The sequence below is a fragment of the Marinobacter sp. M5B genome, from assembly GCF_042604615.1.
Lineage (GTDB): Bacteria > Pseudomonadota > Gammaproteobacteria > Pseudomonadales > Oleiphilaceae > Marinobacter > Marinobacter salarius.
The window spans coordinates 1,132,818-1,147,320 of sequence record NZ_CP156894.1 but is presented as its reverse complement, the minus strand read 5'-3'; the positions used below and the strand labels follow the sequence as shown (position 1 = coordinate 1,147,320).

Annotated in this window: 15 protein-coding genes; 1 reads left to right on the top strand and 14 read right to left on the bottom strand. The window is 55.3% G+C overall.

Features of this window, described 5'->3' with window-relative positions; translation table 11 throughout:
* Window positions 1–591, top strand: a complete 591-nt coding sequence (locus AAGD24_RS05180) for an SIS domain-containing protein (RefSeq protein WP_036203719.1) — start codon at window positions 1–3, stop codon at window positions 589–591.
* A gap of 67 nt (window positions 592–658) precedes the next feature.
* Here AAGD24_RS05180 and AAGD24_RS05175 read toward each other — a convergent pair whose 3' ends face one another.
* The 14 genes from AAGD24_RS05175 to AAGD24_RS05110 form a co-directional block, all read right to left on the bottom strand.
* Window positions 659–1,081, bottom strand: a complete 423-nt coding sequence (locus tag AAGD24_RS05175; protein ID WP_177190669.1) for a ClpXP protease specificity-enhancing factor — start codon at window positions 1,079–1,081, stop codon at window positions 659–661.
* Window positions 1,082–1,137: 56 nt separating this feature from the next.
* On the bottom strand, window positions 1,138–1,767 hold the full coding sequence (locus AAGD24_RS05170) for a glutathione S-transferase N-terminal domain-containing protein (protein WP_036203714.1): 630 nt from the start codon (window positions 1,765–1,767) through the stop codon (window positions 1,138–1,140).
* A gap of 108 nt (window positions 1,768–1,875) precedes the next feature.
* Complete coding sequence (locus AAGD24_RS05165) at window positions 1,876–2,631, bottom strand: cytochrome c1 (protein WP_036205673.1); 756 nt, start codon at window positions 2,629–2,631, stop codon at window positions 1,876–1,878.
* Window positions 2,631–3,863 (bottom strand): cytochrome bc complex cytochrome b subunit, encoded by a 1,233-nt coding sequence (locus tag AAGD24_RS05160; RefSeq protein ID WP_007154595.1) that lies wholly within the window; start codon window positions 3,861–3,863, stop codon window positions 2,631–2,633. The genes AAGD24_RS05165 and AAGD24_RS05160 overlap by 1 nt, the downstream gene beginning before the upstream one ends.
* A complete protein-coding gene (gene petA, locus AAGD24_RS05155; RefSeq protein ID WP_036203711.1) occupies window positions 3,863–4,459 on the bottom strand; it encodes a ubiquinol-cytochrome c reductase iron-sulfur subunit in 597 nt (198 codons plus the stop codon). Before petA ends, AAGD24_RS05160 begins: the two co-directional genes overlap by 1 nt.
* Window positions 4,460–4,700: 241 nt before the next feature.
* Complete coding sequence (gene rpsI / locus AAGD24_RS05150; protein ID WP_007154597.1) at window positions 4,701–5,093, bottom strand: 30S ribosomal protein S9; 393 nt, start codon at window positions 5,091–5,093, stop codon at window positions 4,701–4,703.
* A gap of 12 nt (window positions 5,094–5,105) precedes the next feature.
* Window positions 5,106–5,534 (bottom strand): 50S ribosomal protein L13, encoded by a 429-nt coding sequence (gene rplM, locus AAGD24_RS05145; RefSeq protein WP_007154598.1) that lies wholly within the window; start codon window positions 5,532–5,534, stop codon window positions 5,106–5,108.
* 286 nt (window positions 5,535–5,820) lie between these two features.
* The gene (locus AAGD24_RS05140) at window positions 5,821–6,609 is read right to left on the bottom strand and encodes a TatD family hydrolase (RefSeq protein ID WP_151982840.1); all 789 of its coding nucleotides are present in this window, start codon (window positions 6,607–6,609) and stop codon (window positions 5,821–5,823) included.
* Window positions 6,610–6,626: 17 nt separating this feature from the next.
* Complete coding sequence (gene prfC / locus AAGD24_RS05135; protein WP_036203705.1) at window positions 6,627–8,207, bottom strand: peptide chain release factor 3; 1,581 nt, start codon at window positions 8,205–8,207, stop codon at window positions 6,627–6,629.
* Window positions 8,208–8,329: 122 nt separating this feature from the next.
* Window positions 8,330–8,812 carry a ribosomal protein S18-alanine N-acetyltransferase gene (gene rimI / locus AAGD24_RS05130; protein WP_036203703.1) on the bottom strand — a complete coding sequence of 161 codons (483 nt, stop codon included), beginning with the start codon at window positions 8,810–8,812 and terminating at the stop codon, window positions 8,330–8,332.
* A gap of 3 nt (window positions 8,813–8,815) precedes the next feature.
* The gene (locus AAGD24_RS05125; RefSeq protein ID WP_305937536.1) at window positions 8,816–9,619 is read right to left on the bottom strand and encodes a 2-isopropylmalate synthase; all 804 of its coding nucleotides are present in this window, start codon (window positions 9,617–9,619) and stop codon (window positions 8,816–8,818) included.
* 27 nt (window positions 9,620–9,646) lie between these two features.
* A complete protein-coding gene (locus AAGD24_RS05120) occupies window positions 9,647–11,197 on the bottom strand; it encodes a 2-isopropylmalate synthase (RefSeq protein WP_379866733.1) in 1,551 nt (516 codons plus the stop codon).
* A gap of 82 nt (window positions 11,198–11,279) precedes the next feature.
* Window positions 11,280–12,995: a protein kinase gene (locus AAGD24_RS05115; RefSeq protein ID WP_379866731.1), complete on the bottom strand. Its 1,716-nt coding sequence runs from the start codon at window positions 12,993–12,995 to the stop codon at window positions 11,280–11,282.
* Entirely contained in the window at window positions 12,992–14,461 is a 1,470-nt protein-coding gene (locus AAGD24_RS05110) for an MFS transporter (RefSeq protein WP_305937534.1), read from the bottom strand. The genes AAGD24_RS05115 and AAGD24_RS05110 overlap by 4 nt, the downstream gene beginning before the upstream one ends.
* Window positions 14,462–14,503 lie beyond the last annotated feature (42 nt).

Genomic DNA, 14,503 nt, shown 5'->3' with positions numbered 1-14,503 from the left:
ATGACGGATACCGAACAACAGATAAACCAGTGGTTTGCCAACCACATGGAACACACGGCCCACGCCGCCAGCCTGACGGCGCCGGCCATTGAGAGCGCCGCAGACGCACTGGTTAACACGCTACTGAATGATGGCAAGATCATTACCTGCGCCAACGGCAATGCCAACGTACTCACACAGTACTTCTGTACTGCGCTGCTCAACCGCTTTGAGCACGACCGACCGGCACTGCCCGCCATCAATCTGGGAGCGGACGCAACAACCTATTCCGCAATCTGTCGCGACAATCGCTTCAATGACACCTTCTCAAGACAGGTTCGCGCTATTGGCAAAGCCAACGATCTGCTCCTGGTTATTGTGGACGACGGCCACAAAGCCAACCTGATCCAGGCCATACAGGCCGCGCACGACAGAGAAATGAATGTGGTAGTACTGAGTGCCAAGGAGAAAACCGACATCACCTCCCTGCTTCACCCGGAGGACCACGAAATCGCCCTGGATAACCTTTCCCCGACGGCTGCAACGCCTATTCTGTTAGTGATTATCAACGCCTTGTGCGGACTGATCGACGAAAAACTGTTCGGCGGATAAACAAAAAAGCCAGCTGTTAAAAACAGCTGGCTTTTAGGCATCCTGACACTTTCCCTTCAAGACAGTGCTATTTCACGACCTTGAGCGTTGGCCGACCGCTGGGCCGGTCACCACCTTGACCGTTATCACCACTACCATGCTCGGAATCCTTACCACCAGGTCCTTCCGGATCAGGGGAGCCTGGCTCGCTACCGAAGACCATGCCCTCACCATTCTCCTTTGCGTAAACCGCCATGACAGCCTGCAACGGGATAAAGACCTGCATTGGCACACCGCCAAAGCGTGCGCTGAATTCCAGAGCGCCGTTACCAATCACCAGACCACGCACAGCTCCAGGACTTATATTGAGCACGATCTGCCCATTGGCCACATGCTCAGTCGGAACCTGAACGCCCTGCACTCCCGCATCCACAACAATGTAGGGCGTGCAGTCATTGTCGAGGATCCACTCGTTGAATGCCCGAACGAGGTAGGGACGGCTTGATGTCATCGTTATCTTACTATCAGGCACTGCCTTTCTCCTGAACCGGTTTCAGGCGCTGCATATCAGTTACGGATATCTTCTTCCAGGTCTGACAGGCTCGCCTTGAAACCTTCACGACTGAATATGCTATCCATGTACTTTTGAAGCGGCTTCGCCTGCTTTTCATTCAGCTCAATACCCAGCGACGGCAAGCGCCACAGAATCGGAGCAATACAGCAATCCACGATCGTGAACTCTTCCGACAGGAAAAAAGGCATCTCACCGAACAGCGGCGCCGTGGCCAGCAAACTCTCGCGAAGCTCTTTTCGGGCTGCATCCGACGCCTTTGCGTTGGGCTGAGCCAGAATCTGATCCACCAACCCACACCAGTCTTTCTGGATGCGATGGATCATCAGGCGACTGTTCGCACGCGCAACAGGATAAACCGGCAGCAATGGAGGATGCGGGAAACGCTCGTCCAGATACTCCATCATGATGTTTGGCTCGTAGAGCACAAGGTCACGATCCACCAGCGTCGGCAGGGCATTGTACGGATTCAGGTCAGCCAACTCTCCAGGCGGGTTATCCGGATCAACGTTCACGACGTCAACCGTCACCCCCTTCTCTGCCAGCACAATGCGGACTCTGTGGCTGTAATGACTGGCCGGGTCCGAGAAAAACGTCATTGATGACCGCTTGGTCACAACGCCCATAGAACTACCTCACGATTTGACTAACCGAATTGATCCTGAAAAACGCAAAAATCCAGCGGGCCGGCTATTGCCCGCTGGAACTCAGGGACAGGAATTATACCTGAAATCTCAGTGTACGTCCTTCCAGTACTCGCGATTAAGCAGGTAGGCAAAGATAAAGAAGATCGCCACAAAGATCAGTACGAACATACCCAGCCTTTCACGCTCAACCTTTATCGGGTCACCCATGTAAGACATGAAATTGGTCAGGTCGTACATAGCCCGGTTGAATTCCTCCGGCTCCATGGAGCCTTCTGTTTCCCATTCCGGGCAAATGTCTGCATTACGAACATCGCCACTGAGAGGATCAACACTCGCACCCTCACCAATTCTCGGCTCAACCGCACACAGCCCCTGCAAACCGATCAACACATGGGGCATACCAACGTTTTCGAAGACCACGTTGTTCACACCCAGCGGACGACTTTCATCCTTGTAAAAGCCACGAAGATAGGAATAGATCCAGTCTTCACCGCGAAGACGAGATTCCAGGGTCAGGTCAGGTGGCGGAGCACCGAACCAGCTCGCAGCCATTTCCTTGCTCATGGAGTTCTTCATGAGTTCACCGATCTTTGCACCAGTGAAAATCAGATTCTCCTCGTAAAGCTCGGCGGGAATCCCCAGATCATCCGATACACGCTTATACCGCGCATACTCCATGGAGTGACACCCCATGCAGTAGTTGGTGAAAAGGGCCGCACCGCGCTGAAGCGACGCTTTGTTGGTATGGTCCGGCTCCATGGTATCAAGCGGCACGGACGCCCCCGCTGCCAGCCCGAGAGCTGGCAGGATCGCTATGAAAAGACCAACTATCAGCTTTCTCATCATCCTGTCACCCTCTCTGGAACTGGCTTTGTTTTCTCCATGCGTGTGTAGAACGGCATGAGAATAAAATAGAGGAAGTAAAGCGTTGTCAGGATCTGGGCAACCGTTGTGCGACCCTCAGTGGCCGGAACAATACCCAGGTACCCCAGGACAATGAAGCTGATGGCGAAGATCGTCAGAGCGATCTTGCTCAACCAGCCTTTGTAGCGCATTGAGCGTACCGGACTTCTGTCCAGCCAGGGCAAAACAAACAGGATGGCGATAGCAGCCCCCATCACGACAACACCCCAGAACTTCGCGTCCAGGCCGAAGAGGTCAATAGTCACCGCCCGCAACATGGCGTAGAACGGTGTGAAGTACCACACCGGCGCTATGTGGTCGGGCGTCTTGAGGGCATTGGCAGGCTCGAAATTCGGCTTTTCAATGAACAACCCGCCCATCTCGGGGAAGAAGAAGACCACGATAAAAAAGATGAAGAAGAAAACACCGACGCCCAACAGGTCATGCACCGTGTAATAGGGATGGAACGGTATACCATCTTTGGGAATGCCGTTTTCGTCCTTGTTCTTCTTGATATCAATACCGTCAGGGTTGTTGGAGCCAACTTCGTGCAACGCAAGAATGTGCAACACCACCAAACCAAGCAGAACGATTGGTAATGCGACAACATGCAATGCAAAGAATCGGTTCAGGGTAATACCAGAGATCAGGTAGTCACCGCGGATCCACAGCGACAGATCATCGCCAATGACCGGAATGGCGCCAAACAGGTTTACGATCACCTGCGCACCCCAGTAGGACATCTGGCCCCAGGGCAGCAGATAACCCATGAATGCTTCGGCCATCAGAACCAGGTAAATCAGCATACCGAAGATCCAGATCAGCTCGCGCGGCTTTTGATAAGAGCCGTACATCAAGCCACGGAACATGTGGAGATAAACCACCACGAAGAACGCGGAAGCGCCGGTGGAGTGCAGGTATCGAAGCAACCAACCCCACTCAACATCACGCATGATGTATTCAACTGACGCGAACGCACCTTCCGCTGTGGGGTTATAGCTCATGGTCAGCCAGATACCGGTCACGAGCTGATTCACCAGCACCAACATCGCCAGCGAACCAAAGAAGTACCACATGTTGAAGTTCTTGGGCGCGTAATACTTGCCAACGTGCTTGTTCCACGCATCGACAATTGGAAGACGTTCGTCTACCCAGTTCACTAACTTGTTCATTATGCGGCCCCCTCAGGATCCAGACCGACGGTCAGAGTGTTCTCGTCGTCAAAGCGATAGGGAGGCACCTGAAGATTCGAGGGTGCCGGCATATTCGGATAGACACGCCCGGCAAGGTCGTAACGGGAGCCGTGACACGCACAATAGAAGCCGCCAAGCCAGTTTTCCCCGAGATCGGCTGGAGCGACTTCTGGCCTGAATTGGGGAGAGCAGCCCAGATGGGTACAGATACCGACGAGAACAGCGTACTCGTCCTTGAGTGCCCGGAGCTCGCCTTCGATGTAGGCAGGTTGGTCCGCTTCCTTGGAAAGAGGATCCTTCACCTGGTCATTCAGCTCGAGAATGTTTTCGTTCATCTCTTCGGTGCGGCGAATAACCCACACCGGCTTACCGCGCCATTTGACGGTCATTTGCTGACCTGGCTCCAGTTTACTGACATTGACGGTGACCGGTGCACCGGCTGCTTCCGCTTTGGCACTGGGATTCCAGGATGCTACGAAAGGCACGGCCGCACCGACGACGCCGACACCACCCACCACAGACGTGGCACCGATCAAAAATCGGCGCCTGCCTTGGCTCACGTCGCCATTACTCATTATGGTTATCTCCCATCAGGCGACATACAGCCCTGCTTACAGGGAAACTGCACATCGAAAAGGACTTCTCTCAACCTAAAATTATAAGCGCTCAAATGGTAATGAAATTACCCTGCCCTTACAAGTCGGAAAGGCTTTGAGCCGGGCCATTACCTGTCTCAAGCCTGTTCGAAACTGACTTCCCAGACAACAAAAAACCCGGCCAATAGACCGGGTTTTTTCGGATCTGCTCCAGCGATTTTTAACGCTTGGAGAACTGAGGACGCTTACGCGCCTTCCGCAGACCAACTTTCTTACGCTCCACTTCACGAGCGTCACGGGTAACGTAACCCGCTTTACGCAGCGCAGGGCGCAGCGTTTCATCGTAATCCATCAGGGCGCGAGTCAGGCCGTGACGAATAGCGCCCGCCTGACCACTGATACCACCACCTTTAACAGTGATGTTGATATCGAAACGATCCGTGGATTCAGCAACCACCAGGGGCTGACGAACAATCATCCGCAGAGTTTCGCGACCGAAAAACTGCTCAATGGAACGACCGTTGATAGAGATGTTACCGCTTCCCGGCTTGATGAAAACCCGAGCCGTGGATGTCTTGCGGCGACCAGTACCGTAATTTTGTGCTACAGACATATCCGCCTTCCGTTAAATGTCGAGTTCTTTGGGCTGCTGGGCTGCATGAGGATGCTCAGCGCCGGCATAAATTTTCAGCTTCTTGAACATGGCACGGCCAAGCGGGCCATTCGGAAGCATGCCTTTAACAGACTTCTGAATGATTTGCTCAGGAGCCTTGTCGACCAGCTTCTCGAAGTTGATGGACTTGATTCCACCCGGAAAGCCGGTGTGACTGTAGTACATCTTGTCAAATGCTTTTTTGCCGGTAACCCGTACCTGACTGGCATTGATAACCACAATGTAATCACCAGTGTCGACGTGAGGGGTGTACTCAGGCTTATGCTTGCCCCGCAGACGACGGGCGATTTCAGTTGACAGACGACCCAGCGTCTTGCCGGCTGCGTCTACAACGTACCAGTCACGTGTTACTGTTTCTGGTTTCGCACTCAGAGTCTTCATTGATTCCGCCTTGAACGCTATATAAGAAACGTTAAAAACCACCACCGGTAAATGCTCGGCATCCGGAGGAGGTTCTTTACCTGTATGTTATGCGGCAGTGACATCATTCGGGGCTGAGATGATGGCATCGCCTTGAAAAGCCAGGGCGCGAAGTATATCCGAACCCAAAAAGAAAGCCAACCCTGAAAGGGACTGTTTCGTTATTCACGTATCCTCATTGCTACCGCGGAACGGAGCCACCAACCAAAGGGCACCGAAACAACCCGTGGTCGTCATTTCCACGACTCTAGCGCTCGGAAGCGCCGACTTCGTTCCAACCATACAGCCGCTGCACGTTGCAGAGCAGCGACTGGGCCAGGTCTTCGAGCCCCGAATTCCGCAACCGTGCCAGGGTGGCTAGTATCGACGGCAGGTACGCAGGCGAATTATGCCCCGCCTCGACGCCCGCTGGCGCCATATCAGGCGCGTCCGTCTCGAGGATCAGCGCATCAACGGGCAACCGGGCGATGGTATCCCGGGTCTTTCGCGCTCGCTGATGGGTAATGACACCACCAACACCGATGAAGCAACCAAGGTCAATCAGCTTGGTAGCCTGCTCATAGCTGCCCGAAAACCCGTGCACCAACACCCGCCCTGAAAAGCGCTTGCGCCGCAGCACCTCATAGACCTCGTCGTGGGTCTTAACGGAGTGAATAACCAGCGGTAAATGTACAAGCGCAGCAATATCAACCTGCCCTTCAAACCAGGCGTACTGATCCCGCATGTCCCCTTGGAGCCGATCCAGGCCGCACTCCCCCAAGGCTACACAATGACCTGGACGGTCTTCGAGCAAGCCTTGCAATGCGCATAGGTCATCAGCGGTATGCTCAGCCACATACCAGGGATGGATTCCGAGACAGTAGTAGAGCCCATCGTATTCCGATGCAATGCGACTCACTCTGCTCCAGTCGGGCCGCCGAACGCCGGGAATAACGAGATTCGACAGACCACTGCTGCGAGCGTCCTCAAGCACTGCCTTGCGACGCCCATCAAACTCAGGGAAGTCAAAATGGCAATGAGCATCAATGAGTCGCATTCACTCACTCCAGCCTACTAGTGCTCCCGTGTTTTATGGAAGCTGATCTCTGGATAGCGCTCCTGGGCCAACTGCAGGTTGACCATCGTTGGCGCAATGTAGGCCAGTCGGTCGCTGCCATCCAGAGCCAGGAAATCGTTAGCCTTACGCTCGAACTCATCCAGTTTACGCTCATCAGAGGCCGTTACCCAGCGTGCCGTTGCAACATTTATCGGCTCATACACCGCCTCAACCTTATATTCGCTCTTGAGCCGACTAACCACCACATCAAACTGCAGGACACCCACCGCTCCCACGATCAGGTCGTTGTTTCGAAGCGGGCGAAAAACCTGTACCGCGCCTTCTTCCGCAAGCTGGATCAAACCCTTTTGCAGCTGCTTGGACTTGAGCGGGTCCTTCAGGCGAATACGACGGAACAATTCCGGTGCAAAATTGGGGATGCCGGTAAATTTCATATCCTCACCGGCAGTGAAGGTATCTCCCAGCTGGATGGTGCCGTGGTTGTGAAGGCCGATAATATCGCCTGCGAACGCCTCCCCCGCGTGCTCCCGATCACCTGCCATGAAGGTCAGCGCATCGGAAAAGCGAACTTCCTTGCCGATTCTCACGTGACGCGCTTTCATGCCCTGATTGTAGCGCCCCGACACGATCCTCAGAAAAGCCACACGATCCCGGTGCTGGGGGTCCATATTCGCCTGAATCTTGAACACGAAGCCCGAGAAGACATCCTCTTCTGGTTTCACTAATCGCTGATCGGTTTCACGCGGTTGCGGTGTTGGGGCCCACTCCACCAACCCATCAAGCATGTGATCCACACCAAAATTGCCCAGCGCCGTACCGAAGAACACCGGCGTGAGCTCGCCCGCAAGGAAGGCGTCCAGATCGAACTCATGGGACGCTCCTTTGACCAGCTCAATCTCGTCTCGGAGATCACCAGCATAGCCTCCCAGAACCTCGTCCAGCTCAGGATTCTCAAGCCCCTGGATCACTCGTTTTTCCTGGATGGCATGGCCCTGACCGGATTTGTACAGGATCACTTCGTCCCGGGTCAGGTGATAGACACCTTTAAAATTCTTCCCCATACCGATGGGCCAGGTAATCGGTGCGCAGGCGATTTTGAGGACATCCTCAACCTCATCCATCAACTCCACGGGATCACGCGTATCACGGTCCAGCTTGTTCATGAAGGTCAGTATTGGCGTATCCCGCAAGCGGGTTACTTCCATCAGCTTGATCGTGCGCTCCTCAACACCCTTGGCGCTGTCGATCACCATCAGGCACGAATCCACCGCCGTTAACGTGCGGTAGGTATCTTCCGAGAAATCCTCGTGGCCAGGCGTATCCAGGAGGTTGACCAGGCGCCCGCCATATGGGAATTGCATCACCGAGGTGGTGACGGAAATACCACGCTCCTTTTCCATCTCCATCCAGTCGGATTTTGCGTGCTGCCCCGACTTCTTTCCCTTGACCGTGCCGGCTTTCTGGATGGCCTGCCCAAACAGCAGAACCTTCTCTGTAATGGTGGTTTTACCCGCATCCGGATGCGAGATAATCGCAAACGTGCGGCGCTGGGATACTTCGCTGGCAAGGCTGGTCATAATTGGTAACAACCTGGTTCGGAGAGACTGAAAAAACGGACGTCATTATAGGGATATTAAGGCACTGACGCGAACCCGCATCCGTTGAGAGCGTGCCGATCTAACCGCGGAGTTTCGAGGGACTATCCGCCCAAGGGTAAGGCCATGACCAGTGCGTCTTCCCGCTCGCGGCCTGCAGGGTAGTAGCCCTTCCTGCGACCAATCACGTCAAAACCTTCCGCCGCGTACAGATCAATTGCTGCACGGTTGCTGGCGCGCACCTCCAGTAAAACCTGGCTCATGCCATCCCGCGCCGCCTCCAGCACAAGGTGCCGAAGCAAACGGCGTCCTCCGCCATTGCCCTGTTTAGCCGGTGCCACGCACAAATTCAGCAAATGGGCTTCACCCGCCATATAAGCGACGACGGCGTATCCACTGAGCCGCTGCCCCCACTCGAGTGCCCAGAGCCGATAGTCAGGCCGAAAGCACCCCAAAAAAACGGACTCGCTCCAGGGGAAGGAGTAGCCCTGGGCTTCGATATTGAGGACGTCAGGCAGATCCTCCTGGCGTAAGGCCCGGATCATGAGGTCGGCACTCTCTATCTCGCGGTATAGATCCTGACCCACAAGTCAGCCCCCGACAGCGGACTTCAACTGCTGCCAGAGCTCACGCTTGTAAGCGGGCACCGCAGCCAATTCGGCAAGAGTATGGGAGAAGTCGACAGCAGCATCACCCAGCGCATCGTCAAGCAATACAGCTCTTTCTGAGGGAGAATCGTTGGTTAAAACTCCGAGCAAGACCACTTTGCGGGCACCGAAGTCATTGGCCAGGAAATGAAGAGTATCGCGAAAACAGTCTGCGCTGTTTCCTGGAACCCTCAGATTTCCAAACACCGGCCAGCGAAGCTCGCGCCCTTTCTCAATCCGGGTTTCACCGACCGCTGTCAGGATGTTTTTTGCCAGTGTGTCTTGAAGACGTGTGCTAGCCTCGTCGGATACACCACTGATCAGCACAAGCTGCTCTGAGAACCAGAACCCAAGGTGGGCGTGAATCTGGCGGGGCAGCTCCCCAGCAGCGTCCACTGTTTTTTCAGGCGACTCGTCGGCCGGTGCCTTCGACTCAACGGCAACTGGCGTTTCCGGAACCTTTTCGGGCACCGTTACGCCAGCAGGTTCCGGCGTGTCATCGGCCATCAGCGCCTGGATGCCGGCGATTCTGTCCTTGCCGACACCATCAACCTTACGCTGGGGAACGGATGGCCGCGCCGGAACCGGAGGCGGTGCAATCGCAGCAGCTTCCAGCTCCGGCTCATCCTGCTCGGGAAAGGCGAATTCAGGGCTCGGTGCGGCGCCGGGTAACGCCTTCCTGGCGTACCAGAGATGGATTCCCGCCTTGCCCAGATAAAATTGACGTTCTGCCTCCGGCATCATCATTGTACTAGCCCCCTTCGCCTACCCTGCTCAGACATCAGCGCCCTGCGGGTGCTGCCGAACACCGCCCCGGCTGATCAGGTTCAGGGCCTCAATGTAGGCCTTTGCGGAGGCGATAATGATATCGGTATCGGCGCCGATGCCGTTCACAATTCGACCACCGCGCTCCAGGCGTACCGTTACTTCTCCCTGGGCATCCGTACCGCTGGTAATGTTGTTCACGGAATAGAGCTGCAGGTTACAGCCGGAGTCTACCAGGGACTCAATGGCCTTGAAGGTGGCGTCAACCGGCCCGCTGCCTTCTGCCTCTACCTTGTGCTCCCTGCCATCCACCAGAAGGGTCAAGCGAGCCCGGGGAATAACACCGGTCTCAGAGCACACCTGCATAGTAACAAGCCCATAGCGGCCGTCTTCTTCCTTCTGCCGGGTATCGCTGGCAATCGCCTGAAGGTCTTCATCGAAAATCTCATGTTTGAGATCAGCCAGTGCCTTGAACCGGGTAAAGGCTTCATTAAGCTCTGTTTCTGTCTCAAACTGGATGCCGAGTTCCAACAGGCGGGAACGGAAAGCATTACGGCCAGAATGTTTGCCCAGCACCAGGCTGTTGGTGTGCCAGCCCACGTCCTGTGCCCGCATGATTTCGTAGGTTTCCCGATGCTTCAGGACGCCATCCTGATGAATACCTGATTCGTGGGCAAAGGCGTTTGCACCAACGATCGCCTTGTTAGGCTGTACCGGAAAGCCGGTGATGGTCGATACCAGTCGAGAGGCAGGCACAATGTGCTGAGCATCTACCCGGGTGTCGATAGCGTAAAGATCCTGACGGGTACGAACCGCCATCACAAGCTCTTCAAGAGAAGCGTTCCCTGCCCGCTCACCGAGCCCGTTGATGGTGCATTCCACCTGGCGGGCGCCGCTGCTAACGGCTGCAAGGGAGTTTGCAACTGCAAGCCCGAGGTCGTTGTGACAGTGAACGGAGAACACGGCTTTGTCGGCGTTCGGAACACGGTTCAGCAACTGACGGATGGTCTCCCCAAACTGCTCCGGAATAGCATAGCCCACTGTATCCGGAATGTTGATGGTTGTTGCGCCGGCCTTGATTGCCGCTTCGATAATACGGCACAGAAAATCCAGCTCTGACCGACCGGCGTCTTCGCAGGAAAATTCAACGTCGTCAACATGACTGCGGGCACGCCTAACGGATCTGACGGCCTGCTCAACCACGTCATCCGGCTGCATCTGCAGCTTGTACTGCATGTGAATCGGAGACGTCGCAATGAAGGTATGGATACGTCCGCGCTCGGCCGGCCTTATGGCATCCGCGGCGCGGTCAATGTCCTTATCCAGTGCCCTGGCAAGACTGCAAACGGTAGATTCCTTGATAGACTCTGCAATCGACTTTACCGCCTCGAAGTCACCCTGGCTGGCGATCGCAAAACCCGCCTCTATGACGTCAACCCTCAGCTTCTCGAGAATCCGGGCTATCCGCAGTTTCTCCGCTTTTGTCATCGTTGCGCCGGGGCTTTGCTCACCGTCACGCAATGTTGTGTCAAAAATAACCAGGTGATCGTTCGCAGGCATGGCGCTCTCCATCAGGGCAACTGAAGACCAGTTTCTCGGGAGTATATCATCGATTGCGATGCCCACGGGGCGTGCATAGTGTTTAGTCGACGCCGTTCATCCAGACCAGCCAAATCAGCAAACCATTGAGCACCAGAGAGACAACCGCGATGAAACGCCAGTTTTCCGGTGGCACACGGTCCACGAGCGGGCGCCATTCGGTGGGTGTCAGCGCCGGGTTGGGATGTCCGAGATCCCTCAGGAATTCCGACAGCGAAGGGTATCGGGACTCCGGCCTCAAGGAAACGGAGCGTTGCAGGCAGGCATCCAGCCACACCGGCAGGTCTGGGTTGAATTCGCGTATACTGCGATAGCGCATATGGCGACGGACGGACGGTCTGGGAGGCTTCGCATAGGGAAGCTGACCGGTCAACAGCTCATAGGCAATCACCGCCAGGGAATAGCGGTCAGAGGCGGGTGTTGCCCGATCACCCTCAAGACACTCCGGCGCAGCGTAGCTCTCAGTCCCCAGGCAGCCATCCTGCCCCCACGGCACATCAATCTCCTCAATCCCTCGAATTCGTACCGCGCCCAGGTCAATGATTTTAACTGTCCCGTCTCTGGCAATCAGTACGTTTTCTGGCTTGAGATCCTGGTGCACCATTTCAAGACGGTGCAGAGCCCGTAAACCAATGGCAATCTGCTGAATGAGGTTCCTCACGTCGGCAGGCGTTGGCAGGGGGTTGTCGTTCATCCACTCGCGTAGCGTCGGTCCCTGAATATATTCGGTGACACAATAGAGGCAGCGTCGGTTCTGGGGCGGCTCAATAAACCGGACAATATGAGGACTGTTTACACGGCGCCCCACCCAGCACTCATTGAGAAAACGGTCGATATAGGCCGGATCATCCACAAAGTTCGGCGACGGCGTTTTGATAATCACCGGCTCACCGCCGGCATCGGGGCTAGCAAGGTAAACCTGGGTGCGGCGGCTGGCGTAGATTTCCCTGACGATCCGATAACCGTCAAGCCTTTGCCCGGGCTCCAATGGCGGCGGAAATGCCAGCGACGTCAGCCGTTCATAATGAGCCTCAACGTCTTCCACTGGCAGATGCTCAATATTAAGTACCTGAGCGCTCAGGTTGTCGGGGCTTCCAGCGGAGTAGGCTGCGTCCACCAGCGCCCTGGCGACCTCATCCGCGTCACCCTCCGCTGCAAGTCCGGCCATAACGACTGGGTCGAGATACCCGTGCACACCATCAGTGGTCAATAGCAAACAATCACCGGGCAGAAGGTTTGCCCGGAATACATCAATTTCGACATTCAGCTCAGCCCCCATGGCCTTTGTCAGCGCGCCCCTATCGGCGCCTACAACTGCATGATGGTCCCTGGTCAGGCACTCCAGTTCGTCGTTGCGAACAAGACAAACCCGACTATCCCCCACATGAAATACATAGGCTCGATTGTTCTTGATGACGACACCGCTAAAAGTACACACCATCGCATGGGCATCTGCATGGCCGGCGTGACCACGACCGTGCAACCATCGATTCAAGGCCCCAAGGACACGACCGGCCGCAGTTTCAACGGCCCAGGAGTCCGGCGTACTGTAGTAGTCGTGCAGAAACCCTTTTACGCAGGTCTCAGCCGCCTCACGGCCTGCGGCTGAAGCACTCACCCCATCGGCAATAACAGCAGCAACTCCCTTGAGAACGAGGGCCTCGCCTTCTGGATACCGAATACCCAGGCTGTCCTGATTCTCGGCCTTCCGGCCGGCGATGCTGTATTGGCCGGCCTGTAATTGGAGGCGACCACTCACGTTACGTCAATCATTCTGACGGAACCATCCGGCATAACCTCGCTTGTTTGCGGATCAGGTTCATCCATGAAGATCATCACCAGGGACATGATTGCCAGAGCAATTGCTCCCAACACCAGGAAGAACTGCTCTGAGGGCACCAGGGCCAATACAACCAGGAAGACAACACCTCCTACATTGCCGTAGGCACCTGCCATCCCCGCAACCTGGCCGGTAAGACGACGCTTCACCAACGGAACCGACGCATAGACTGCGCCACATCCGCCTTGCACAAAAATCGAGCAGAGCACAACCAGAGCGACCGCCAATGGCAGAGGCCAGCTGCTATCAATCCTTGCCATGAAGAAGTATCCAACTGCGATACCGGCCAGCATCAGTATCGTAATCAGCTTTCGCCCATAGCGGTCCGCAAGATAGCCGCCGCCGGGGCGCCCAAACAGGTTCATCAGAGCAAAACTCCCGCCGAGCATCCCCGCCAACATGGGAGAGATATCAAACGTATCCAGGAAATACAGCGGCAACATGGAGACCACCGCAAGTTCCGATCCGAAGCTCGCCATATATACGAGATTTAAAAGTGCTACCTGCTTGAACGGGTAACGATCAAATGCCGGTACAGGCCTTTGAAAGACGTGACCGTTTATCTGCCAAATCCGCAAGAACTGGACAGCTGCCATCACCCCTATCGCACCATAAAGAAGATAGGTTGTCGGAGCCCCCAGCATACCGAGCTTATAGGGCCCCAGTTGCCAAACGATCAACGCCAAAGCAAAGAACAGCGGCAAGTTCATTACCACGTAAAGGACGAAATCGCCCTTGCTGGTGACTTCCATCGCACCGCCCCGCTTTGGCTTGAAGTAAGTCGAACCTTTTGGGGTATCGCGAACCAGGATGAAGAAAACCGCCGCGTAGATAATCGCGATAACGCCGGTCGTGCCTACCGCCCAGCGCCATCCGTTATCACCACCAAACCACAGCGCTACTGCCGGCAATGAAAGCCCCGCAAACGCAGCACCAAAGTTACCCCAACCGCCATAGATACCCTCAGCCAGCCCCAGCTCCTTCGCCGGAAACCATTCACTTATCAGCCGGATACCCACAACGAACCCCGCACCAACAAAGCCCAACAGAAACCGGGTCACAGCAAGCTGCTCAAAGGTTGTGGAGAGTGAAAATGCGATGCAGAGAAGCCCCGACACAACAAGGACCAGGCTATACACACGGCGAGGGCCGAGTGCATCCACTAACATACCGATAAGAATTCGAGCTGGTATCGTCAATGCCACGTTGAGCAGCAACAAGGTATTTACTTCCGAGGCTGACAACCCGAACTGATCTCGAATAGAAGACATTAGGGGGGCGTGATTAAACCAGACCAGGAAGCTTATAAAAAACGCTACCCAACTCAGGTGAAGAACTTTGATCCTTCCTACGAAAGAAAAGAATCGAAAAGAGGTATCGCTCATACGTTGGCCTGTAAACATGCTGAATTTGCCAACAGATCGTGA